Annotated in this window: 25 protein-coding genes; 18 read left to right on the top strand and 7 right to left on the bottom strand. The window is 65.5% G+C overall.

Going from position 1 to position 23,018, the window contains the following annotated elements; translation table 11 throughout:
* Positions 1 to 133: 133 nt before the first annotated feature.
* Both ACORQU_RS13525 and miaB read right to left on the bottom strand, forming a co-directional pair.
* On the bottom strand, positions 134 to 952 hold the full coding sequence (locus ACORQU_RS13525) for a shikimate 5-dehydrogenase (protein WP_491641636.1): 819 nt from the start codon (positions 950 to 952) through the stop codon (positions 134 to 136).
* The gene (gene miaB, locus ACORQU_RS13530; protein ID WP_491641637.1) at positions 949 to 2,382 is read right to left on the bottom strand and encodes a tRNA (N6-isopentenyl adenosine(37)-C2)-methylthiotransferase MiaB; all 1,434 of its coding nucleotides are present in this window, start codon (positions 2,380 to 2,382) and stop codon (positions 949 to 951) included. Before miaB ends, ACORQU_RS13525 begins: the two co-directional genes overlap by 4 nt.
* Before the next feature lie 238 nt (positions 2,383 to 2,620).
* On the opposite strand from miaB, the gene ACORQU_RS13535 reads away from it, so the two are divergent.
* The 7 genes from ACORQU_RS13535 (at position 2,621) to ACORQU_RS13565 (ending at position 7,948) form a co-directional block, all read left to right on the top strand.
* Positions 2,621 to 3,514, top strand: coding sequence for a lytic transglycosylase domain-containing protein (locus ACORQU_RS13535; protein ID WP_491641638.1), 894 nt, complete (start codon positions 2,621 to 2,623; stop codon positions 3,512 to 3,514).
* A gap of 185 nt (positions 3,515 to 3,699) precedes the next feature.
* On the top strand, positions 3,700 to 4,320 hold the full coding sequence (gene petA, locus ACORQU_RS13540) for a ubiquinol-cytochrome c reductase iron-sulfur subunit (RefSeq protein ID WP_271646735.1): 621 nt from the start codon (positions 3,700 to 3,702) through the stop codon (positions 4,318 to 4,320).
* Positions 4,320 to 5,585 (top strand): cytochrome b, encoded by a 1,266-nt coding sequence (locus ACORQU_RS13545; protein ID WP_491641639.1) that lies wholly within the window; start codon positions 4,320 to 4,322, stop codon positions 5,583 to 5,585. Before petA ends, ACORQU_RS13545 begins: the two co-directional genes overlap by 1 nt.
* Positions 5,578 to 6,324, top strand: coding sequence for a cytochrome c1 (locus ACORQU_RS13550; RefSeq protein ID WP_491641640.1), 747 nt, complete (start codon positions 5,578 to 5,580; stop codon positions 6,322 to 6,324). The genes ACORQU_RS13545 and ACORQU_RS13550 overlap by 8 nt, the downstream gene beginning before the upstream one ends.
* A gap of 173 nt (positions 6,325 to 6,497) precedes the next feature.
* Positions 6,498 to 7,115, top strand: coding sequence for a glutathione S-transferase N-terminal domain-containing protein (locus ACORQU_RS13555; protein ID WP_491641641.1), 618 nt, complete (start codon positions 6,498 to 6,500; stop codon positions 7,113 to 7,115).
* 80 nt (positions 7,116 to 7,195) lie between these two features.
* Complete coding sequence (locus tag ACORQU_RS13560; protein ID WP_491641643.1) at positions 7,196 to 7,642, top strand: ClpXP protease specificity-enhancing factor; 447 nt, start codon at positions 7,196 to 7,198, stop codon at positions 7,640 to 7,642.
* A 48-nt stretch (positions 7,643 to 7,690) separates the two neighbouring features.
* The gene (locus ACORQU_RS13565; protein ID WP_491641644.1) at positions 7,691 to 7,948 is read left to right on the top strand and encodes a hypothetical protein; all 258 of its coding nucleotides are present in this window, start codon (positions 7,691 to 7,693) and stop codon (positions 7,946 to 7,948) included.
* A gap of 28 nt (positions 7,949 to 7,976) precedes the next feature.
* On the opposite strand, the gene ACORQU_RS13570 is transcribed toward ACORQU_RS13565, so the two are convergent.
* From ACORQU_RS13570 to ACORQU_RS13585, 4 genes are all read right to left on the bottom strand, one after another.
* A complete protein-coding gene (locus tag ACORQU_RS13570) occupies positions 7,977 to 8,309 on the bottom strand; it encodes a DUF3301 domain-containing protein (RefSeq protein ID WP_271646729.1) in 333 nt (110 codons plus the stop codon).
* 57 nt (positions 8,310 to 8,366) lie between these two features.
* Complete coding sequence (locus ACORQU_RS13575; protein ID WP_491641645.1) at positions 8,367 to 9,389, bottom strand: DUF2272 domain-containing protein; 1,023 nt, start codon at positions 9,387 to 9,389, stop codon at positions 8,367 to 8,369.
* A gap of 68 nt (positions 9,390 to 9,457) precedes the next feature.
* Complete coding sequence (nadC, locus tag ACORQU_RS13580) at positions 9,458 to 10,318, bottom strand: carboxylating nicotinate-nucleotide diphosphorylase (protein ID WP_491641646.1); 861 nt, start codon at positions 10,316 to 10,318, stop codon at positions 9,458 to 9,460.
* The gene (locus tag ACORQU_RS13585) at positions 10,315 to 10,581 is read right to left on the bottom strand and encodes a Trm112 family protein (protein WP_271646726.1); all 267 of its coding nucleotides are present in this window, start codon (positions 10,579 to 10,581) and stop codon (positions 10,315 to 10,317) included. Before ACORQU_RS13585 ends, nadC begins: the two co-directional genes overlap by 4 nt.
* 58 nt (positions 10,582 to 10,639) lie before the next feature.
* On the opposite strand from ACORQU_RS13585, the gene purE reads away from it, so the two are divergent.
* On the top strand, positions 10,640 to 11,143 hold the full coding sequence (gene purE / locus ACORQU_RS13590; protein WP_491645126.1) for a 5-(carboxyamino)imidazole ribonucleotide mutase: 504 nt from the start codon (positions 10,640 to 10,642) through the stop codon (positions 11,141 to 11,143).
* Positions 11,140 to 12,309 (top strand): 5-(carboxyamino)imidazole ribonucleotide synthase, encoded by a 1,170-nt coding sequence (locus ACORQU_RS13595; protein ID WP_491641647.1) that lies wholly within the window; start codon positions 11,140 to 11,142, stop codon positions 12,307 to 12,309. The genes purE and ACORQU_RS13595 overlap by 4 nt, the downstream gene beginning before the upstream one ends.
* Positions 12,310 to 12,399: 90 nt before the next feature.
* On the opposite strand, the gene ACORQU_RS13600 is transcribed toward ACORQU_RS13595, so the two are convergent.
* Complete coding sequence (locus tag ACORQU_RS13600; protein WP_271646723.1) at positions 12,400 to 12,978, bottom strand: superoxide dismutase; 579 nt, start codon at positions 12,976 to 12,978, stop codon at positions 12,400 to 12,402.
* A gap of 147 nt (positions 12,979 to 13,125) precedes the next feature.
* Between ACORQU_RS13600 and grxD the strand changes: the two genes are divergently transcribed.
* From grxD to ACORQU_RS13645, 9 genes are all read left to right on the top strand, one after another.
* A complete protein-coding gene (grxD, locus tag ACORQU_RS13605) occupies positions 13,126 to 13,446 on the top strand; it encodes a Grx4 family monothiol glutaredoxin (RefSeq protein ID WP_271646722.1) in 321 nt (106 codons plus the stop codon).
* 2 nt (positions 13,447 to 13,448) lie between these two features.
* Positions 13,449 to 14,189 carry an SDR family NAD(P)-dependent oxidoreductase gene (locus ACORQU_RS13610; RefSeq protein WP_491645129.1) on the top strand — a complete coding sequence of 247 codons (741 nt, stop codon included), beginning with the start codon at positions 13,449 to 13,451 and terminating at the stop codon, positions 14,187 to 14,189.
* Positions 14,186 to 14,779, top strand: coding sequence for a MarC family protein (locus tag ACORQU_RS13615; protein WP_491641648.1), 594 nt, complete (start codon positions 14,186 to 14,188; stop codon positions 14,777 to 14,779). Before ACORQU_RS13610 ends, ACORQU_RS13615 begins: the two co-directional genes overlap by 4 nt.
* Before the next feature lie 542 nt (positions 14,780 to 15,321).
* Positions 15,322 to 18,534 (top strand): TonB-dependent receptor, encoded by a 3,213-nt coding sequence (locus tag ACORQU_RS13620; RefSeq protein ID WP_491641649.1) that lies wholly within the window; start codon positions 15,322 to 15,324, stop codon positions 18,532 to 18,534.
* 140 nt (positions 18,535 to 18,674) lie between these two features.
* The gene (gene ppnN, locus ACORQU_RS13625; protein WP_491641651.1) at positions 18,675 to 20,057 is read left to right on the top strand and encodes a nucleotide 5'-monophosphate nucleosidase PpnN; all 1,383 of its coding nucleotides are present in this window, start codon (positions 18,675 to 18,677) and stop codon (positions 20,055 to 20,057) included.
* Between the two features lie 168 nt (positions 20,058 to 20,225).
* Positions 20,226 to 20,741: a GspH/FimT family pseudopilin gene (locus ACORQU_RS13630; protein WP_271646718.1), complete on the top strand. Its 516-nt coding sequence runs from the start codon at positions 20,226 to 20,228 to the stop codon at positions 20,739 to 20,741.
* Positions 20,742 to 20,749: 8 nt separating this feature from the next.
* On the top strand, positions 20,750 to 21,223 hold the full coding sequence (pilV, locus tag ACORQU_RS13635) for a type IV pilus modification protein PilV (protein WP_271646717.1): 474 nt from the start codon (positions 20,750 to 20,752) through the stop codon (positions 21,221 to 21,223).
* Positions 21,220 to 22,533 (top strand): PilW family protein, encoded by a 1,314-nt coding sequence (locus tag ACORQU_RS13640; RefSeq protein ID WP_491641652.1) that lies wholly within the window; start codon positions 21,220 to 21,222, stop codon positions 22,531 to 22,533. The genes pilV and ACORQU_RS13640 overlap by 4 nt, the downstream gene beginning before the upstream one ends.
* 2 nt (positions 22,534 to 22,535) lie before the next feature.
* Entirely contained in the window at positions 22,536 to 23,018 is a 483-nt protein-coding gene (locus ACORQU_RS13645; protein ID WP_271646715.1) for a pilus assembly PilX family protein, read from the top strand.

Below are 23,018 nucleotides of genomic sequence, written 5' to 3' on the forward strand. Positions count from 1 at the left end.
GTCTGTGCGGTCGCAGTGCCGCAGGCATGTGCTGATCGGCACGGAGACCTTCGTCAGCATCGGGCGACCGATGCCTGCCCGTGCAGGCCCTGCGTGCAACGCTGGATGAGGGTTTGATCGAGTGCGTCGAGTCTCAGGCCAGCGCGTGCGCGGCGGCCTTGGCGATCAGGGCCTGGTCCGGGCATACGCCGGTGTACAGCACGAACTGCTCCACCGCCTGCAGCACGATCACCTGGCCGCCGGTGATCACCGGCTTGCCCAGCGCACGCGCCAGACGGATCAGCGGGGTTTCCACCGGGATGGCGACCACGTCGAAGATCAGGTCGGCGGCGGCCACCTCGGCCTCGGTGAAGGCCAACTGGCCCGCTTCCGGTCCTCCGTCCATGCCGACCGGAGTGACGTTGACCAGCAGGCCCGCTGACACGCCGCCCATGTCGGCGGCCCACGCCCAGCCGGCCTGGCGCGCCAGGCGCTGCCCGGCCACGGCGTTGCGGGCCACGATGGTGCCGTCGGCAAAGCCGGCATCGCGCAGGGCGCAGGCCACGGCCTTGCCCATGCCGCCGCTGCCGCGCAGGGCGACGCATGTGCGGGTGGACAGTCCGCTGTCGGCGATCAGCGAGGCTACGGCGGCGTAATCGGTGTTGTGCCCACGCAGCACGCCGCCGGTATTGACGATGGTGTTGACCGAGTCGATCGCCGCCGCGGACGGCTCCAGGCCGTCGATCAGCGCAATGCAGGCCTCCTTGAACGGCATGGACACCGCGCAGCCGCGGATGTCCAGGGCGCGGATGCCGGTGATCGCGCCGGCCAGGTCGGTGGTGGAAAACGCCTTGTAGACGTAGTCCAGGCCCAGCGCCTCGTAGAGATAGTTCTGGAAGCGCGTGCCGAAGTTGCCCGGCCGTGCCGACAGGGACATGCACAGGCGGGTGTCGCGGTTGATGCGCGCGGTCACGCGGCGTCGTCCAGCGGCGTGACCACCCGACCCCGCAGCGAGTTGCTCAGCGCCTCGGTGATCACTACGTCGACGAACTGGCCGATCAGCCGCGCCGGCGCCGGGAAGTTCACCGAGCGCATGTTCTCGGTCTTGCCGGTCAGCTCGTTGGGATTCTTGCGCGACGGCCCTTCGACCAGCACGGTCTGCACGCTGCCAACCATCTTCTGCGAGATGTTCGCGGCAAACGCATTGATGCGGGCCTGCAGGCGCGACAGGCGGGCGTGCTTGTCCGCGTCGCTGGTGGTGTCCTCCAGGTCGGCCGCCGGCGTGCCGGGGCGGCGCGAGTAGATGAAGGAAAAGCTCTGGTCGAAGCCCACGTCCTCGATCAGCTTCATGGTCTTCTCGAAATCCGCATCGGTCTCACCGGGGAAGCCGACGATGAAGTCCGAGCTGATCGAGATGTCCGGGCGCACCGCGCGCAGCTTGCGGATCTTGGACTTGAATTCCAGTGCGGTGTAGCCACGCTTCATCGCGCTGAGGATGCGATCGCTGCCGGCCTGCACCGGCAGGTGCAGGTAGTTGGCCAGCTGCGGCACATCGCGGTAGGCATCAACCAGCGAGTCGGAAAATTCCAGCGGATGTGAGGTGGTGAAGCGGATGCGGCCCACACCGTCGATTTCGGCGATCGTGCGGATCAGCATGCCCAGGTCGGCCACTTCGCCGTCCTCGCCATACGGACCGCGATAGGCATTGACGTTCTGGCCGAGCAGGTTGATCTCGCGCACGCCCTGGGCGGCCAACTGCGCCACTTCCACCAATACGTCCTCAAACGGACGACTGACTTCGGTGCCGCGGGTGTAGGGCACCACGCAGAAGCTGCAGTACTTGCTGCAGCCTTCCATGATCGAGACGAACGCCGAGGGGCCCTCGGCACGCGGCTGCGGCAGGGCGTCGAACTTCTCGATCTCCGGGAAGCTGATGTCGACCTGCGGCTTGTTCTGCTCGCGGCGCGCGCGGATCAGCTCGGGCAGGCGGTGCAGGGTCTGTGGGCCGAACACCAGGTCCACGTAAGGGGCGCGCTTGACGATGGCTTCGCCCTCCTGCGAGGCCACGCAGCCGCCCACGCCGATGATGACCTCGCGCCCGCCGGTCTTGAATTCCTTCCAGCGGCCGAGCTGGCTGAAGACCTTTTCCTGCGCCTTCTCGCGGATCGAGCAGGTATTGACCAGGATGACGTCGGCCTCTTCGGGCCTGTCGGTCAACTCCAGGCCCTCGGCGTCGGCCAGCACGTCGGCCATCTTGGCCGAGTCGTACTCGTTCATCTGGCAACCGTGGGTCTTGATGTACAGCTTGCCGCGCACGTTGGCCGGCGGCTTGCGCTGGCCGGGCAGGGGCACGAGGGGGGTGTCGCCTGCGAAGGGCGTGGTGACGTCTGGCGTCCCGGTCATGGCGCTTAATCCAGTCGGGTGGGCGGGAAAGCCGCCTAGTTTATCGGGTTGCGAGCGGTCGGGTGAGGTCTTCGCGCCGGGTGGACGGCGTGGAAGCGGCCTTGGCCAACAGCGCTCCCGCGCTTCCGGGCGCGGAACTTCCGACAGGCCCGGTTGCGGGATGCGCTTCCCGAAAGTCAGCGCGAAATTCCAGATGAATCGCTTGTTAAGTCCTTGATAAGCTGGGACACTTCGCGCCATGAGGGGATGGCTGCGACTGGGGATGATCGCCGCATCGCTGGTCGCGCTGCCGGCCAGCGCCGGCACTCTGTACAAGTGCGTCGGCGCCGATGGCGTGCCGGCCTACGTCAGCAAGCGCATCGCCGGGACCCGTTGCACGGTCGTCAGCCAGTACCGCCCCGCGCCGAACCGCAAGGCGGCGCGCGTTTCCGCACCGCCACCGGCGCCATCACCCAAGGCCGCGCCCAAGGTGGAGTCGGCTCCCACGAGCACGATTGCACCGGCAGCCGTGGCCGTGGCGCCCAAACCCGCCGCCGCGCATCCGCAGCGGGTGGTCAGCGGGCAGGTCTACTCGTTCATCAAGGACGGCGTACGCAACTACACCAGCGCCAGGCCGCGCGGTGTGGCGGTCAGCAACCTGCGCACGATCCATTACAGCTATATCGAGACTTGCTACGCCTGCGGCAACCCGGGCGTGGATTTCGGCGCGGTGCGGCTCAACACCGTGGCCTATGAGAGCGAGATCGCCGCGGCGGCCCGCGAATACGGCGTGGAAGAGGCCATCGTGCGGGCCATCATCCACGCTGAGTCCTCGTTCAACCCCCTGGCGCTCTCGCATGCCGGGGCGATGGGCCTGATGCAGCTCATGCCCGCGACGGCGGCCCGTTTCGGGGTCGCCGATGCCTACGACGCGGCCCAGAACATCCGCGGCGGGGTGAAGTACCTGGCTTTCCTGCTCAAGCGTTACAACGGCGACCTGACCCTGGCCGCGGCCGGTTACAACGCGGGCGAGGGGGCGGTCGACCGCAACGGTGGGGTGCCACCGTATGCCGAGACCCAGCTTTACGTGCAGCGCGTTGGTGTCCTGGCCACGCGCTACCGATCCAACCTGGGAACGGTGGGCGCTCGCTGAACGGCTGCTGCACTGCAATACACTTCGAGTCGACGATTGAAGTTGCAAGTCATTGATGGAAAAGGGTTTGTTGTGACGCAATTTTTTATTCAGTTAGACTCGGCCGCGCTCTTGCGATGACGGTCTTTTACAGGCCCCATCCAGGCAGCCAGACAGCTACCTCAAGACGCTTCGCGGAGTAACGGATGGCCAATGACGAGGTCTCAATGCCCGTGGATGCGGGGCGCCGCCGGTTCCTGACGGCCACCACCGCAGTCGTCGGTGCCGTGGGTGCAGGATTCCTCGCCGTCCCGTTCATCAAATCGTGGAACCCCAGTGCCCGAGCCAAGCTGGCCGGTGCGCCAGTGACCGCCGACATCACCGGGCTGCAGGAGGGCCAGCGCATGGTCCTGGAATGGCGCGGCCAGCCCATCTGGGTGGTCAAGCGGTCCAAGGCGATCCTGGACGCGCTGCCGACGCTGGATCCGCGTCTGCGCGACCCGGAGTCGGAGAACAAGGACCAGCAGCCGGCCTACGTGCTCAAGGGCAATCCCGAGCTGCGTTCGATCAAGCCGGAGATCTCGGTCCTGGTGGGCCTGTGTACCCACCTGGGTTGCTCGCCGGAGATCATCGCCGAGATCAGGCCCGAGCCGTTCGATCCGGAATGGAAGGGCGGCTACTTCTGCCCCTGCCATAAATCGCGCTTCGACATGTCCGGGCGGGTGTTCCAGGGCGTGCCGGCGCCGATCAACCTGCTGGTGCCACCGCACCACTACCAGGACGACAACACCATCATCATTGGCGTCGATCCGGAAGGAGCTGCCTGATGTCCAACGTGATCTCGCGGGCGGCGACCGGCGCCTTCGACTGGCTCAACGCGCGTGCGCCGGGGCTGATGCCCATGTACCGCAAGCACATGAGCGAGTACTACGCGCCGAAGAACTTCAACTTCTGGTACTACATGGGCTCGCTGGCCCTGTTGATCCTGGTCAACCAGATCGTCACCGGCATCTTCCTGACGATGAACTACAAGACCAGCGCGGCCGAGGCCTTCGCCTCGGTCGAGTACATCATGCGCGATGTCGAGTGGGGCTGGCTGATCCGGTACATGCACAGCACCGGCGCCTCGCTGTTCTTCATCGTGGTCTACCTGCACATGTTCCGCGGGCTGATGTACGGCAGCTACCAGAAGCCACGCGAGCTGGTGTGGATCCTGGGGATGCTGATCTACCTGGTGCTGATGGCCGAGGCCTTCATGGGCTATGTGCTGCCCTGGGGTCAGATGTCCTTCTGGGGCGCCAAGGTGATCATCTCGCTGTTCGGCGCCATCCCGGTGATCGGGCAGGGGCTGACCGAATGGATCATGGGCGACTACCTGCCCAGTGACGCCACGCTCAATCGCTTCTTCGCCCTGCACGTGATCGCGCTGCCGCTGGTCCTGTTGCTGCTGGTGGTGCTGCACCTGGGCGCGCTGCACGAGGTGGGCTCCAACAATCCGCAGGGCGTGGACACCAAGCACGGGCCCAAAGGCAACCGCTGGAGCAAGCTGGCGCCGATCGACACCATCCCCTTCCACCCGTATTACACGGCCAAGGATCTGGTGGGCGTGGGCTTCCTGCTGGTGATCGGGGCGTTCATCATCTTCTTCGCGCCGGCCTTCGGCGGCCTGTTCCTGGAGCATGACAACTTCACCGAGGCCAACCGCCTGGTGACGCCCGAGCACATCAAGCCGGTCTGGTATTACACGCCCTACTACGCGATGTTGCGCGTGGTGCCCAACAAGCTGGGCGGCGTGCTGGTCATGTTCTCGGCCATCGCCATCCTGTTCACCGTGCCCTGGCTGGATCGCGGCAAGGTCCGCTCCATCCGCTACCGCGGGCTGGCCTACAAGATCGCGCTGGGCGTGTTCGCCTTCAGCTTCATCTACCTGGGCAAGATCGGCTCGGGTCCCGGCACGGACATCATGGAGACCTACATCGGGCGCGTGCTGACCTGCTGCTACTTTGGGTTCTTCATTTTCCTGTGGGTCTATACGTTCTTTGGACTGGAACGCACCAAGCCGGTGCCCGAGCGGGTGAGTACGCATGACTAAGCGCTTCTTCCCGCAGCTGGCCGCGCTGGTCGCCGGCCTGCTCATGAGTGCATCGCTGCTGGCGGCCGAGGGTGGAGCCACCCAGCAGGCGGGCAACGACCTGGGCGATACGGCTTCGCTGCAACGTGGCGCCAAGCTGTTCATGGGGTACTGCTCGGGCTGTCACTCGCTCAAGTACCTGCGCTACTCGCGCATGGCCTCGGACCTGGGCCTGACCGAGGACCAGGTGATGGACAACCTCAACTTCACCAGCGCGCCCGTGGGCCAGCAGGTGCAGGTGGCGATGCCGCATGACGGGGCGGCCAAGTGGTTCGGCAAGATGCCGCCGGACCTGAGCCTGATCGCGCGCGTGCGGGGGGCCGACTGGATCTACACCTACCTCAAGTCCTTCTACCTGGACGAGTCGCGCCCGCTTGGGTGGAACAACAAGCTGTTCCCCAACGCCTCCATGCCCAACCCGCTGTGGGAGCTGCAGGGCCTGCAGCATGCCGAGTACGGGCCGGAGGATCCGCAGACCAAGGAGAAGCCGGTCGAGGCCTTGAGGCTGGCGTCGCCGGGCACCGAGAGCCCGGCCGAATTCGACCGCAGCGTTCGCGACATCACCAATTTCCTGCAGTACGCCAGCGAGCCGGCCGCGCTCAAGCGTCAGAGCATGGGCGTGTGGGTGATCCTGTTCCTAGTGGCGCTGACCTTGTTGGCCTACCTGTTGAAGAAGGAATTCTGGAAGGACGTCCATTGAGGCTGGTGCGCGGGCTCCTGCAGGGGTGCGCAAATCCGTGGGCAGCTGTTATGTTCGAGTACGTCGCGTGAAACCGGCTCGTCCGGCACGCGCAGCCAGGCACCCAGCCTGAGCAGTGGCGCGGCCGGGAGTCCGGCCGCTGGATCGGTCTGATAAAGGTTACGAGTGCCCGCATGCGAAACACCCTGACGCTGTTTTCCTCCGTCGATGACGTGTTGTGCCACCGCGTGCGGTTGGTACTGGCCGCCAAGGGCGTCAGTTACGATCTGGTTCCGGTCGATCCGCAGAATCCGCCCGAGGATCTGATCGATCTCAATCCCTACCATTCGGTGCCGACCCTGGTCGAGCGCGACCTGACGCTCTACGCCGCCTCGGTGGTCAGCGAGTACCTCGACGAGCGCTATCCGCATCCGCCGCTGATGCCGGTCGATCCGCTGTCGCGCGCGCGCCTGCGCCTGGCGATGCTGCGCATCGAGGTGGATTGGGTGCCGCAGGTGCAGGCCATCCAGTTGGGCAACAAGGCCCAGGCCGATGCCGGCCGCAAGCGCCTCAAGGAATTGCTGACCGCCTCGGTGCCGCTGTTCAAGGCCAGCAAGTTCTTCCTCAATCCCGAGATGAGCCTGGCCGATTGCGCGATGGCCCCGATCATCTGGCGCCTGCAGTCGCTGGACGTGGGCCTGCCGAAGGATGGCAAGGTCATCGAGGACTATGGCAACCGGATCTTCCGCAACCCGGGATTCGCCCGCAGCCTGACCGAGCAGGAGCGCAAGCTGCGCGAACTGCCGGCCTGAGCCGTTGGCGGCGATCCGTTGTGGGTCGCGCATGACGTAAAACGACGGTCTCCTGCGGCCGGGCCGGTTAAACTGGCCCCATGACCGAAGACGTCCCTCAGATGACCAGCCATCGTCCGTACCTGCTGCGGGCCCTGGCCGAATGGATCGCCGACAACGACATGACCCCGCACCTGCTGGTGGATGCCACGCAGTCGGGTGTGCAGGTGCCCGCCAGTGCCGTGAAGGAAGGGCGCGTGGTGCTGAACATCGCCCAGCGGGCCGTGGCGCACCTGGTGATCGATAACCTCACAGTAAGCTTCAGCGCCCGCTTCGGCGGCGTCAGCTATCCGGTGAACGTCCCGATCTCCGCGGTGCTGGCGATCTATGCGCGCGAGACCGGGCAGGGCATGGCCCTGCCCGAGGACATCGGGGCCGGGCCGGGTGGTCCTTCGGACGATGACGAACCGCCGACGCCCGACGCGCCCGCCCCAGATGACGATGCACCGCCACCGGCCAAGCGCCCGCACTTGCGGGTCGTCAAGTAAGCCGCGGTCCGTGTAGGGCGCGCCGGCATGACAGCAAGGAGTTCGGCCATGCGTGCAGATCGCAGGGTCTGGTTTCCCGCCAAGCGATATGGTTGGGGATGGGGGTTGCCGGTGGCATGGCAGGGCTGGGTGACGCTGGCGCTCTACGTCGGTGCCCTGCTGGCCTGCGGAGCATTGCTCCCGCCCGCCCGGCATCCGATGGCGTCCTATGCGTGCGTTGCTGTTGCCACGGTGGTCCTGATCCTGGTCTGCCGCTGGAAAGGTGAAAAGCCCGGCTGGCACTGGGGTGGCGACCAATCGCGCTGAGCCCTGCGCCGTCAGCTGCTGGCGCCGGTCAGTGCAGGGTCCTGAACTCCGCGGTGTTGTCTGGTCGCGCCGGGCCGACGAACGACACCAGCCGGTCCCCGTGCAGGACCAAGCGTCCGGTATGGCGTTCGGCACCGTCGTAGGAATAGTCGAAGCGGAAACTGCGCTCCAGGCCCAGGCGTCCGTCCTCGCGGCGGCGCAAACGCACGCCAGCGGCATGCACGCTCTGGTCCAGCCACAGGACGCCTGCGGCCGAGCAGGCATTGCGGCCGACTTCGGTGGCGCGTTCGGCCGCGGCGCGGGCGGCATTCCACCAGCCGAACACGGCACCGGCGGCGATCAGCAGGAGGATGGGTTCCATCGCGCGACTTTACCGGCTGACGGCGGGGTGTGGCAGACGTGGACGTCGCCCCGGATTTCAAGGGGGCGTGACGGTCTCGGCCGGTGTCACCGGGGCGGCCGGCATGGGCTCCCCTCCAGCGGGAGCCGTTGGAATTTCCGGGCCGGGCGGCGCCTCGGTGACGGGTATCCTCTGTGGTCGCAGCTGCAACAGCACGGCCCAGTCTTGCCGGTTGAAGTCGCACTGATCCGGCTGCGAGGGCAGGCATTGACGGTCCGGCGGCAGGGCGCCGCCGCTGTCGGGGATGGGCGTCAGCGGAGCCGGCAGGATCACGTGCCCGCCGCGATCCAGCGGCAGGGCCCGCATCATCACCGTGTTGAGCACGTTGCCGCCAATCAGGTGCAGGGTACGGTCGCCCCCCAGGTTGGCCGCGACCACGATCTCGCAGTGCGACTCTGACGGGACAGGGCCCGGACCGGCCAGCGCAGCCGTCAGCCCGGCGTAGCCCAACGCCTGGTCGCGGCCACGGATGAAACAGAGCAGGTCGCCGGGGGCGGGTTTCTCCGTGGCGGGGTCGGCATAGCGATACGGCCCGGCTCCCGTCGTATCACGCCATGCGGCGCGGATGTAGTCGATGTGGCGCGGCGATCGGAAGAAGTTGGCAATGCCGGCGCGGGTCATGATCCAGGAGACGAAGGCCGCCGACCACGGCGTGTCCACCACGAACGCCCGGCAGTCGCTGTCGGTCGCGCGATTGCCGGGCGTGGCCCAGCAGCTGGCGGCACCGGGCTCGCCGCCGATCTGGGCCAGCGTGCCGCTCTCGCGCCAGTAGCGGGCCACGCGTTGCCAGGCGATCACGCCATGATCGGTCAGGTCTTCGTGTTCGGCCTCGGTCACGCCCAGGCTGGCAACGTGGCCTTGCGGATCGAAGAAGGGGCGCCCCCACAGGCGGTGCTCCTCGCAGGCGGCGCGCACGATGTTGATCGCCGCCTGGCCCAGGCCGTAGCGGGGCGGGGCATCGCAGACCTCGACGGCCGCGGCGGGCCCGCTTCCCAGCATGAGCAGGCCCAGGGTCAGGGCGGCCAACCGGCGTCGATCCATCGTGTGAGCTCATCCCCTGCGTGCGATGCGCTTCACGCTCGCAGACTCGCTGCCCAGCGCCCGTGAAATCAGGCGGGCGGCGGTCCCAGTTTCAGCGACAGGTCCACGGCCTGGATGTGTTTGGTCAATGCGCCGATGGAAATGCAGTCCACGCCGTCTTCGGCGACAGCGCGCACCGTGCTCAGGTCGACCATGCCGGAGACTTCCAGCGGCACGCGGCCGGCGGCGATGCGCACCGCTTCGCGGCGCAGTTCGGGGCTGAAGTCGTCGAGCATGATCCGGGTGCAGTCCAGGGTCAGCGCTTGGCGCAGCTCGTCCAGCGATTCGACCTCGACCACCAGCGGCAGGTCAGGGTGCAGGGCACGCGCGGCCCGCATGGCGGCGGCGATGCCGCCGGCGGCGCGGACATGGTTCTCCTTGAGCATGACCATGTCGAACAGGCCGATGCGGTGGTTGTCGCCGCCACCGCAGCGCACCGCGTACTTCAGCGCCAGGCGCAGGCCGGGAATGGTCTTGCGGGTGTCGAGGATGCGCGTGCCGGTGCCGCGCACGGCATCGACATAGGCGGCCGTGGTCGTGGCCGCGCCGCTGAGGGTCTGCAGGAAGTTGAGCGAGGTGCGCTCGGCGCTGACCAGTGTGCGCGAGCGGCCCTGCAGCGTCGCCAGCACGGTGCCGGCGGCCACGCGCTGGCCTTCGCTCACGCGCCAATCGATGGCGACGTCGGGTTCGAGCAGCTGGTGGCAGGCATCGAACCATGGCCGCCCGCAGATCACCGCTTCTTGCTTGCACAGCAGGTAGGCGGCATCGGCGTTGTCGGGCAGCAGCGCGGCGGTGACATCACCGGGCCCGAGATCCTCGGCCAGGGCGCGGCGGACATCGTCCAGGATCGCCGCCTCGGGCGGTGGCAGCGGGGCCGCGGCGGTGTTCACGCCGGGAAGTCGGCGACCTGCACGGTGGCCAGGCCTTCCTCGGGCAGCAGCACCGGGATGCCGTCCTCGACCCGGTACACGGTCTTGCGGTCGCGGGTGACCAGGGCTTCTTTCAGCGGCTCGGCCTGCGCGGTGTCGTCGATGCGCTTGAGCGTGCCGGCGGTGATGGCGCGGTTGAGCGCGTCCAGGCCGCGTGCCTCCAGCGGTCCCAGCGGTTGGCGCGAGACGGGGCAGCACAGGATGTCGAGCAGTTTGCGGTCCATGGAAGGTCCGTTGGCGATCAAGATCGCTAGAATATCGTTTTGCAGCCGTGGACGGCCAATGACCGCCAACCAGTCAGCGCCGCACGTGGGCATCGTGATGGGCTCGCGTTCGGATTGGGAGACCATGCAGCACGCCGCGCAGAAGCTTGATGCGCTCGGTGTCGCCTACGAAGTGAAAGTCGTTTCGGCGCATCGCACGCCGGACGTGCTGTTCTCGTATGCCGAAGCGGCCGCTGGGCGCGGCCTGCGCGCGATCATCGCCGGCGCCGGTGGCGCCGCGCACCTGCCGGGCATGATCGCCGCCAAGACCGCCGTGCCGGTGCTGGGCGTGCCGGTGCAGTCCAAGGCGCTCAATGGCATGGATTCGCTGCTATCCATCGTGCAGATGCCGGCCGGCATCCCGGTGGCGACCTTCGCCATCGGCAACGCCGGTGCGGCCAATGCCGCGCTGTTTGCCGCCGCGATGTTGGCGCCGCATGAGCCGGACGTGGCGCAGGCACTGGACACCTTCCGTGCCAGGCAGACACAGGACGTAATGGACCGGGACGATCCGCGCTCATGACCACGGTCGGCATCCTGGGCGGCGGGCAGCTGGCCCGCATGCTGGCACTGGCGGGCGTCCCGCTGGGCCTGAAGTTCCTCGTGGTCGATCCTTCGGCCGAATCCTGCGCCGGCCAGTGCGCGCCGCTGCAGGTGGGCGGGTTCGACGACGAAGCGGCGCTGGCGGAGTTCGCGTCCAAGGTCGACGTGGTGACCTTCGACTTCGAGAACGTGCCGGCCAGCAGCGCGCAATGGCTGGCCGAGCGCGTGCCGGTGTATCCCAACCCGCGCGCGCTGGGCGTGGCCCAGGACCGGTTGTCGGAGAAGACTCTGTTCCGGGAATTGGGGATCCCCGTACCAGCGTTCGCCACGATCGATTCTCGCGAGGACCTGGACGCGGCGCTGGTCGAGATCCGCACGCCGTGCATCCTCAAGACGCGTCGTTTCGGCTACGACGGCAAGGGCCAGTTCCGGATCAAGTCACCTGCCGATGCGCAGGCGGCATGGGATGCGCTGGGCGCTCAGGCCTCGACCGTTGGCTTGATCCTCGAGGGCTTCGTCGCGTTCGACCGTGAGGTCTCGGTGGTGGCCGTGCGTGGCCGCGATGGCGAATTCAAGGCCTTTCCGCTGACCCAGAACTGGCATGTCGACGGCGTGCTGTCGGCCAGCCTGGCCCCGGCGCAGGCCAGCCAGGCCGTGCAGGCCCAGGCCATCGACTACGCCCGTCGCGTCGCCGAGGCGATCGACTATGTCGGGGTGTTCGCGCTGGAACTGTTCTGCCAGGGCGAGACCCTGCTGGCCAACGAGATGGCGCCGCGTGTGCACAACTCCGGCCACTGGACCATCGAAGGGGCGGAGGTCTCGCAGTTCGAGGCGCACCTGCGCGCGGTGCTCGGCCTGCCGCTGGGCGCGCTGGCCATGCGTGGCCATGCCTGCATGCTCAATTGGTTGGGCGAAATGCCCGATGCCAACGGCGTGCTGGCCCAGCCAGGCGGCCACTGGCACGACTACGGCAAGTCGCCGCGCGCCGGACGCAAGGTCGGGCACGCGACGCTGCGTGCCGACACGCCACAGGCCTTGTCGTCGGCCGTTGCGGCAGCGGGTGAAGCCCTGTCGCGTCAGGCCCAGGTCCAGCCCGTGGTGGCGGTGCTGTCCGGCGTGGGATCCGGTTGCGTTGATGCTGACTGACGTGCGGCAGGAGCAACGAAAGCAACGGAAGCAAAGCGCATGAAAAAGGCCGGGTCGCCCCGGCCTTTTCCGTTGCTGCGATGGTGACGATCAGGCCAGCTGCTTGGCCACGAAGTCCCAGTTCACCAAGGCCCAGAAGGACTCGACATACTTCGGACGGGCGTTGCGGTAGTCGATGTAGTAGGCGTGTTCCCAAACATCGCAGGTCAGCAGCGGCTTGTCCTCGCCGGTCAGCGGGGTGGCCGCGTTGGAGGTGCTCACCAGGCCGACGCTGCCGTCCTTCTTCTGCACCAGCCAGCCCCAGCCGGAGCCGAAAGTGCCGACGGCGGTCTTGGTGAACTCTTCCTTGAACTTCTCGAAGTCACCAAAGGCGGCCTTGATCAGCTCGGCCAGCTTGCCGGTCGGCTCGCCGCCGCCCTTGGGCGACAGGCAGTTCCAGTAGAAGGTGTGGTTCCAGATCTGGGCAGCGTTGTTGAACATGCCGCCCTGGGACTTCTTGATGATCTCTTCCAGCGGCATCGAGGCGAACTCGGTGCCTTCGATCATCTTGTTGAGGTTGTCCACGTAGGTCTTGTGGTGCTTGCCGTAATGGAAATCGATGGTCTCGCCGGAAATGTGCGGTTCCAGGGCGGTACGGTCGTACGGCAGGGCGGGGAGTTCGATGGCCATGGCGGAATTCCTTGAGGCTTGGCGGTGAAGTCGAATGCCGGCAGCGGGGCGCGAAGGCTTACAATTGGGCGCTGGCGGCGGCGATGGAAAGCGCCGGTGAGTTTACTCGACGACAGTTTGCATGCTGTCAAAGCAGGAGAACGCAACATGCCGGTGCTGGAACGTATCCAGGCGGAACTGGACACCCATCCGATGGTGCTTTTCATGAAGGGCACGCCGGAATTTCCCATGTGCGGATATTCCAGCCGCGCGGTCAAGGCCCTGCTCGAAGCCGGCGCCGACCGCCTGCGCGCGATCAACGTGCTCGAAGAGCCAGAGATGCGTGCCAACCTGCCGCGCTTCTCCAACTGGCCCACCTTCCCGCAGTTGTTCATCCATGGGGAGCTGATCGGCGGCTGCGACATCACGCTGGAGCTGCACGAGTCCGGCGAACTGGCGCGGATCGTCGCCGAGGCGCTGCCGCAGTGACATTGCTGGAGGTGCCTACGCGCGCGGCACAGGTTCTCGCCGGGCGCGTTGTCCTGATCACCGGCGCGCATGGGGGGCTGGGCGAGGCGGCGGCCAAGGCCTGCACCCAGGCCGGTGCGACCGTCATCCTGCTCGGGCGCCGGCCCCCCAAGCTCAATCGCGTCTATGACGTCTGCGCGGCGCTAGGGCCGGAGCCGGTCATGTACCCGCTGGACCTGGAAGGGGCCGCCCCCGACGACTACGCCGAACTGGCGCAGCGCATCGCCTCGCAGCTGGGTCGGCTGGATGGCGTGCTGCACTGCGCGGCCGAGTTCCGCGGGTTGACCCCGCTGGAGCACACTGATCCGGCCGCATTTGCCCGGGCCATCCACGTCAACCTCACCGCGGCCTGGTGGCTCAGCCAGGCCTGCCTGCCACTCCTGCGCGCCGTGCCCGACAGTTCACTGGTCTTCGCGCTGGACGACCCGCGGCGCATCGCACACGCCTATTGGGGCGGCTACGGTCTGGCCCAGCAGGGACTACGTGGGCTGGTGCACATGCTGCACGAGGAACTGGCCACCAGCCCGGTGCGCGTGGCCGCGCTGCAGCCCGGGCCCATGCGCACGATGCTGCGCGCCCGGGCCTACGCCGAAGATGCCGACCCGGCGCTGGCCGATGCCGGCGATTACGCACGCCACTGCGTCACCCTGTTATCGCCTGACGGCGCCTCCCGGCGCGGCCAGGTCTGGAACCCCCTCGCATGACCATCCTCTCCGCGGCCCTGCTGCTGTTCCTCATCCTCGACCCGCTGGGCAATATCCCGGTGTTCCTGTCGGTGCTGCGCCCGCTGCCGCCCGAACGTCAGCGCATCGTGCTGCTGCGCGAAATGTTGATCGCGCTGGTGGTGCTGATGGGCTTTTTGTGGGGCGGCAAGTACTTCCTGGAGTGGATGCACCTGCGCCAGGAGTCGGTGCAGATCGCAGGCGGCATCGTGCTGTTCCTGATCGGCATCCGCATGATCTTCCCCAGGCCGGAAGGCCTGATGGGTGAGATCCCGGGCGGCGAGCCCTTCATCGTCCCGCTGGCCATCCCGCTGGTGGCCGGTCCGTCCGGCATGGCCGCGGTAATGCTGATGGGCAGCAACGAGCCCGAGCGTCTGCTCGGCTGGAGCCTGGCCCTGGGCATCGCCTGGCTGGGAACGGCGGTGATCCTGTTTTCGGCCACCCTGGTCTACAAATGGCTGGGCATGCGCGCGCTGACCGCGATCGAGCGCCTGATGGGCATGCTGCTGGTGGCGATCTCCGTGCAGATGCTGCTCGATGGCATCGGGACTTATCTCGAAGCGCTCTCCTGACATTCAGTCGCCGCGCCTTGCGGTCCAGATCCGAGCGTGCAGGCTGACGATCAGGGTGTGGCGTTACACAGGTGGAGCGGCCCGCCTCCGAAGCTGCCCCTGAAGCGGGTCGACTTTCGCCGCACGTGGCTTCAAACGTCAGCTTCCTTTCCATGCGTCATCGCGCACGCAACGAGGGTCAAGCCGGTGGGGGCACGCTTCCCGCAGGGGCCGATCCTCTGATGGCAGCTCTGTCACAGCATTCGTCGAAAGGCATGCAGCGCACGCGCGAACGGCACGCCGCGCCTGGCTTTATTTTTCCGTAACGTCATGATTGGGCAGGAATTTTCTGCTCGATCGGATGCCGTATGTTGCGTTGCGAAAAATCGTCACGAAGCCGTCACAACTTGGCTTTAACGTGTTAACCTGTCGTTAACCCGTGACAGTCGTGCCTGTCACGCGTTCCAGGGGCACATCACTAGCAAGTCCATGAGAGCCACGCCAGAAGCGTGGCCGGCCAGCACGATTTTTTTCTGACCGCCCAAACCTTCGAGGCAGACGCAATGACCCAACATCGCCGTATCCGGACTTCCAAACTGGCCCTTGGCCTCCTGGCCGTACTGGCCACCGCCCCCGCCATGGCGCAGAGCACTTCCGCTGGCGTCGGCGGTACGGTCATCGGTCCGGGTGGTGCACCCGTCTCCGGCGCCGAGGTGACCATCACCCACGTGGAATCCGGAACGGTCAGCCGCGCCACCACCGATGCCAGCGGCCGCTACACCGCCCGCGGCCTGCGCGTGGGCGGCCCGTACACGGTCACCATCACCAAGCCCGGTGAAGGCACCAAGACCGAGGACGGCGTCTACCTGACCCTGAACCAGGTCAACACGGTCGATGCATCGCTGACCGGTGATGTGACCAATCTGGAGTCGGTCCAGGCCATCGGCTATGCCGGCGGTTCGGACGTCTTCAGTGCGACCAAGATGGGTTCCGGTACCAGCGTGGACCAGCAGAAGATCGAGGACCTGCCCTCGATCGGCGGCAACATCCAGGATTTCATGCGTCTGGATCCGCGCGTTGCGTTCGTCGATCGCGCGTCGGGCATGATCTCGGCCGGTGGTCAGAACCCGCGCTACAACTCGATCAACATCGACGGTGTCTCGGCCAGCGATACCTTCGGCCTGGAAGGCAACAACATGCCGACCCGCCGCCAGCCGGTGTCCATGGAGGCCATCGAGGCCATCGACATCGACCTGTCCAACTATGACGTCAGTCTGACCAGCGCCACCGGCGCCACGGTCAACGCCGTCACCAAGTCGGGCACCAACGAGTTCCACGGCTCCATCTATGGCTACATGCGCGATGGCAGCTGGTTCGGCGACGATCCGGAAGGCGAGAAGTTCAACGGCTTCGATTCGGAGAAGACCTACGGTGCCACCTTCGGCGGCCCGATCGTCAAGGACAAGCTGTTCTTCTTCGCCAACTACGAGAAGTTCAAACAGAAGGCCCCGGGCTTTGATCCGAGCACCACGCCGCTGGGCGATGGCGGGATCACCATGGATCAGATCGCGCGTGCGCAGAGCATCGCCGCCGGCTACGGCATCGATGCCGGAACGCTGGACAGCAATGGCGACACCGATCTGGAAGAGTACGCGTTGAAGCTGGACTGGAACATCAGCGAAAACCACCGTGCCAACTTCCGTTACAGCAAGCTAGACCAGAGCAAGCTGCGCATCAATGGCATCAGCAACAGCGGCATCTCGCTGAGCTCCTACTGGTACCAGCACGACAAGACGGTGGAAAGCTATGTCGGCCAGCTGTTCTCCGACTGGAGCGACAACTTCTCCACTGAGTTCAAGGTCTCGTATCGCGACTATTCGGCGGTTCGCAACACGCCGACCACTGCACCGAGCGTGCAGATCTTCTTCGGTGGTGACGAGACCCTGACCTCGCCCTCCGGCGACTCGATCTACCTGGGGACCGAGCAGTTCTCGCAGAACAATGTCCTGGAAACCAAGACCTGGGACTACTATGGGGCGGGCACGCTGACCCTGGGCGACCACGACATCAAGTTCGGTGCCCAGTACAGCGACAATGACATCTACAACTACTTCGGCCAGCAGTCCTACGGCGTCTATACCTTCTACGGCCTGGACAACTTCGAGGCCGGTCGCTGGAGCACCTACGCGCTCCATGCGGAGACCGCGCCCAATTCGATCGCCGCTGACTTCCACGACAAGAACCTGGGCCTGTTCGTGCAGGACACGTGGTATGCGACGAACAACCTCACCTTGACCTTTGGCCTGCGTGCGGACAAGCCGAGCACCAGCCCCAGACCGCCAGTGGCTCCGGGCGTGCAGGAGACCTTCGGATACGACAACACCCAGGTGTTTGACGATGCGTTCCTGATCCAGCCGCGCTTCGGCTTCAACTACAACTTCGAGAGCGAGCGTCCGACCCAGCTGCGCGGCGGCGTGGGCCTGTTCCAGGGTGCTGCCCCGTCGGTGTGGGTGGGCAACAGCTACGCGAACGCGGGTGCGGCGAACTACATCGCCTACTTCGAGAGCCTAAGCGGGGACGGCCCGGATTACACCACGCTGCCATTCAGCGGCGACGGGCTCAACCAGCCGCGACCGACCGACCCGTCCTCGACCGTGTTCGATGCCAACTTCACGTCGGGCAAGGACTTCAAGTTGCCGTCCACCTGGAAGGCCAACCTGGCGATTGACCATGAGACCCCTTGGTACGGCATCGTTGCCTCGGCCGAGCTGTTGATGACCAAGGTCAAGAACGGGCTGTATTACCGCAGCCTCAACCTGGGCCCAGGATTCACAGGTCCGGACGGCCGCACCCTGTATTGGAATCCCAATCAGGCCGCCTTCACCAGCTCGCGCTATGACCGTGATCGCGACTTCGGCTATGTGTACCTGATCGACAACACCAGCAAGGGCAAGACCAACCAGTTCACCGTCTCGCTGACCAAGCCCTGGACTGCGAACAGCGACTGGTCCTGGAGCCTGGGCTACACCTACACCGACGCCGAGGAAGTCGGTCCGCTGACCAGCTCGACGGCCAGTTCCGGCTATACCTACCAGTACAGCTTCAACTCCGGCGAAGACGTGGCCAAGACCTCGCGTTACGAGATCCACGATCGCTTCTCTGGCTCGTTGAACTGGAACCACAAGTTCTTCGGTGACTACCAGACCCAGGTCGGTCTGGTGTACGAAGGCCGCAGCGGCCGTCCTTACAGCTACGTCTTCAACGGCGACGCCAACGGCGACAACCGCAGCAACAACGATCTGTTCTACGTGCCGTCCGGTCAGGGCGATGTGTTGTTCGGGTCCATCACCAACGGTGCCTATGTGGCCGATCCGGCGATGGAGCAGAAGTTCTACGCATGGCTTGAAGAGCACCCGGACCTTGCCAAGTACAAGGGCCGCTATGCGCCTGCCAACGGCTTCCGCTCAAGCTGGGTGAACACCTTCGACCTGCGCATCAGCCAGGAAATCCCGGGCTTCATGAAGGGGCACAAGGCACAGGTGTGGCTGGACATCCAGAACGTCGGCAACCTGATCAACAAGGACTGGGGCCACGTGATCGACTACGGCTTCTACGCTGACGCGCGCGTTGCACGTCTGGTGGGCATCTCCGACGGCAAGTATGTGTACAACTTCAGCAGCGCCGACGAGCCGACCGTGGCCAACGGCGACGCCGATGGCTTCGATCAGGGCATCTCGCAGTGGTCGGCCCAGGTGGGCTTCCGCTACGAGTTCTAAGCTCGGCGCCACGCTGGATCGCAAGACGAACGGCCGGGGAGACCCGGCCGTTCTTGCGTCTGGCGGTGGCGACATATCCGACAATGCCAGCCTGCGCTAAAGTCATCTGTCAGACAAAGAGAAGAATCAGGAACACGCAGATGACTGAAGCGGCAGCCCGGGCGCTCCCGGTAGTGAGTACCCGAATCTATCCACGCGGCGGGCTCGATGTCCTCTCCCGGACCGAAGTGGCGCGCCTGCGCGATGCCTCCGCCGGAGGCATGCATGAGCTCCTGCGGCGCTGCGCGCTGGCCGTGCTGACCAGCGGCAGTGCCTCCGACGACCCGCGTGCCGCGCGGGATCTGTACCCGGATTTCGACATCCAGGTGCTGCAGCGCGACCGCGGCGTGCGGATCGAGCTGGTCAATGCGCCGGCCATGGCCTTCGTCGATGGCGAAATCATCCGTGGCGTCGCCGAGTTGCTGTTCGCCGTGGTGCGTGACCTGGCCTACATGGCCATCGAACTGGGCGAGGAGTACGCGGCCGACCTGGAGACTTCGGCGGGGATCACCGATGCGGTGTTTGGGCAGCTGCGCAACGCGCGCATCCTCAAGCCCGCCGAGCCGAACCTGGTGGTGTGCTGGGGGGGGCATTCGATTTCCCGCGAGGAGTACCTCTACACCAAGGAGGTCGGCTATGAGCTCGGCCTGCGCGGGATGGACATCTGTACCGGCTGCGGACCCGGCGCCATGAAGGGGCCGATGAAGGGTGCCACGATTGGCCACGCCAAACAGCGCCAGAAGCAGACGCGCTACATCGGGATCACCGAGCCGGGGATCATCGCGGCCGAATCGCCCAATCCGATCGTCAACCACCTGGTCATCATGCCGGACATCGAGAAGCGTCTGGAGGCCTTCGTCCGCATCGGGCACGGCATCATCGTCTTCCCGGGCGGGGTGGGCACCGCAGAAGAGATCCTGTACCTGCTGGGCATCCTGCTGCGCGAGGAAAACGCCGACCTGCCATTCCCGCTGGTGCTCACCGGGCCGGTGGTGGCCGCGCCTTATTTCGAGCAGATCGACAAGTTCATCCGCATGACCCTGGGCGAGGCCGCCGCGTCGCGGTACCAGATCATCGTGGGCGATCCGGTGGCGGTCTCCCAGGTCATGAGGGAGGGGATCTCCAAGGTCCGTGAGCATCGCAAGGCGGTCAAGGATGCCTATTACTTCAACTGGGCGATCGATATCCCGCTGGCGTTCCAGCAGCCGTTCGTGCCCAGCCACGAGGCCATGGCCCAACTCGACCTGCACCACGGGCGCGCCCCGCACGCCATCGCGGCCGACCTGCGCCGTGCGTTTTCGGGCATCGTCGCCGGCAATGTGAAGGAAGACGGCATGCGCCGGATCGAGGAACACGGCCCGTTCGAGATCCATGGCGATCCCGATATCATGGCGGCTCTCGACGCACTGCTGCAGGCCTTCGTCGCCCAGCGACGCATGAAGATCGCCGGCGACTACAAGCCTTGCTATCGCGTAGTGACCTGACCCGGCCTGCCTGGCGTCGCCGCGTTTCTCGGAAGGGGGGGGGCGACGTCTCGGCGAAGCGCCCGTGCGTCCGTCCCGGGTTTGCTACCGTTCATCGAACCGGCCTGTGTCGCACGGTGATGCCCGGGTAGGCTGTATGAGCCGGAATGGGCATACAGGGATCTGGGGATGGGGCGTTCTTTCAAATTGCGCGGCTTCACGCTGCTTGAGCTGATGGTCGTGGTCGCCATTGCGGCGGTGCTGCTGGCCATTGGGTTGCCCAGTTTCCAAAACACACTGCGGTCCAATCGTCTGGCCACGACCAGCAACCAGTTCACGGCGGCCATCGCGATGGCCCGTAGCGAGGCCATCAAGAGCACGCTAGCCGCCGGCATGTGTCCTAGCGCCAACGGCACTGCCTGCGGCAATGACTGGAACGCGGGCTGGCTGGTGTGGAGTGACCCCAATCGCAACGGGGTACTTGATGCAGGCGAAACCGTGATCAGCTATTTCGCCAACAGTGGCGCCATCAGCGTCACGGTCGGCGTCAAGCCACTGCGCTTTGACGCGCGAGGCGTTCCGTCCACCGCGGCCGGTGCCATGGTGCTTGCAAGCAATCCGTGCCCCGCCGGCCAGCAGCTGAGGAACACCATCACAATGACCAGTACCGGACAGGTGCGGTCACAGAAGGGGAATTGCCCATGAGCCACTCATTGCGCAGGCGCATCGGGCGTCGCGGGCATGCCGGTTTCACCCTGATCGAGGTGATGATCGCCGTGCTCATCATGGGGCTGGGCCTGCTGGGTTTCGCAATGCTGCAGACCATGAGCGTGCGCTTCACCAAGAGCGCGCAGGACCGCACGATCGCGACCAACCTGGCCTATGAACTGGTCGATATGATGCGCACCCAGCGCTCGCAGGCCTCCTATTACAACGGCATCACCTACGGCAGCTTCGGTAGCATCACGGGCACCGAAGACGCCTGTAAGCGGACATCCAGCGCGACACCGAACGAGATCATCGCCCGTTGGCGCTGCGAGGTGCGTCGCGCCTTTCCTGATGGGGACGCCCAGGTTGCGCTGGCCGCGGACGGTGAGGTCACGGTCACCTTGCGTTGGACGGACGCTTACTGGGAGCAGGATGCCGCTAAGCAAAAGAGCCAGATCGAGCTGAAGAGCCGCCTATGACGTCCAGGACCATGCCCGCGTTGCGTCGCCATCAGGCCGGCTTGTCGCTCATCGAACTGATGATCGCCATCACCATCGGCCTGATCCTGATCCTGGGGTTAGTGCAGGTCTTCAGCGCATCCAGCGCCGCTTACAGACTGTCGCAGGGCGTTGCCCGCAACCAGGAAAATGCGCGCTTCTCCCTGGATTTCCTGCAGCGGGATATCCGCATGGCGGGTCATGCCGGTTGCGTCAACGATCAGTCGCTGTATTCGACCGATGCCGCTGGGAAGATCACGGGGGGCAATATTCGCTCCTTGTTCATGACCAGCGCCCAGCGCGAGGCCAACGATGCCTCTAGCTTGGCATTTCCGTTGCGCTTCGATATTTCGATCCAAGGCTTCGAGGCAAACAATACCTCGCCCGACGACATTCTGACCGTGGCCACCACGCCGGCGGCGGGCGGCGCGGGGGATTGGACGCCTGCGCTCCCAACGGCGCTCACCGACAACTCCATCAATCCCAAGCCCATTCGTGGCAGTGACATCATCGTCCTGCGCTACATGTCGCCGATCCAGACCACGGTGACATCAATGGCGGTCACCACGACCGGGAATTCCGCCCTGGGCTACCCCAGTGAAAGTGCCGCCGACAGCAGCAAGGTCGCCACAGGCGGATCGGCCGGCCTATTCGCGATCGGCAACTGCGGAGCCACTTCGGTGTTCCAGGCGTCTGCCGCACCCGGCAACACCTCCATGAATGTCAACGTCACTGGGCTCAACCAGACGGCGCTCGGCTATACGGTTGCCAGCGATAACGCCTTGGTGACGGAGAACTATTCATACGCGCCAAATCAGACCTGGCTATATCGGGCCGAAACCATGGCCTATTTCGTCGCACTTAATCCGACGACGAATGTCCCGTCGCTGTATCGCGTGCGCTGGACGGCGCCGGCGGGGGGGGCATTGCAGGCGGTGCAGGAAGAAATGGTTGAAGGCGTGGAATCGATGCAGTTGCGTTACGGAGAGGACTCTGCGGCGCTCACAGCTGCCTTTGCCAGCGGGTTGATCAACAAGACCGCTTCGGCGGCTGATATCGGAACTCCGCTGCCGAATACAGCGGCCGGAATCACCAGCGCCAAGCGTTGGCGACGAGTTGGGAGCGTCCAGCTGGGCCTCTTGATCCGGGGAACAAACGACCGGGCGGTCGTCGGCCAGCCGGTCCAAGCGATCAATGTCATGGGGGTGACGATGAATACACCGGCCGACGGTAACTACCGGCATGGCTATGACACCACCATCGCCCTGCGCAATCGGCTGTTCGGAAATTGATCATGACCTCTCCCAAGCGCCATTCTCGCATCATGGCCCCACGTCGTGCGCAATCCGGTGCGGCGCTGTACATCGCCTTGATCATGCTCATTCTGCTGGCCCTGATCGGAATCGTCGGGATGCAGGTTGCAACCATGCAGGAGCGCATGTCTGCGAACTTCCAGTCCGCCAACATGGCGTTTCAACGCGCTGAGGGGAATATTCGCCAGCGTGAGGCCGACATCACCAATGGCACCTCCTACGCATATGAAGACTGTGCCAACCCGGTCGATCCCACTGTATGGGCCAACGCAATTCCGGCGACGACAGTGAGCGATACACGCACGGTCAACATCAGCATTTGCACCGCGCAATGCAGCGCCAAGGCAGGCGCCGACAAGGAACTATGCAATATGTTCCGCACGACGGCGTTCAGTCGCGACCGCGACTCGGTGGCCGATTCCAGTTCGGCCGCTGCGGTCGACACCATCTTCATCAAGCCCTGA

It is taken from the genome of Pseudoxanthomonas sp. JC1303 (assembly GCF_058448525.1).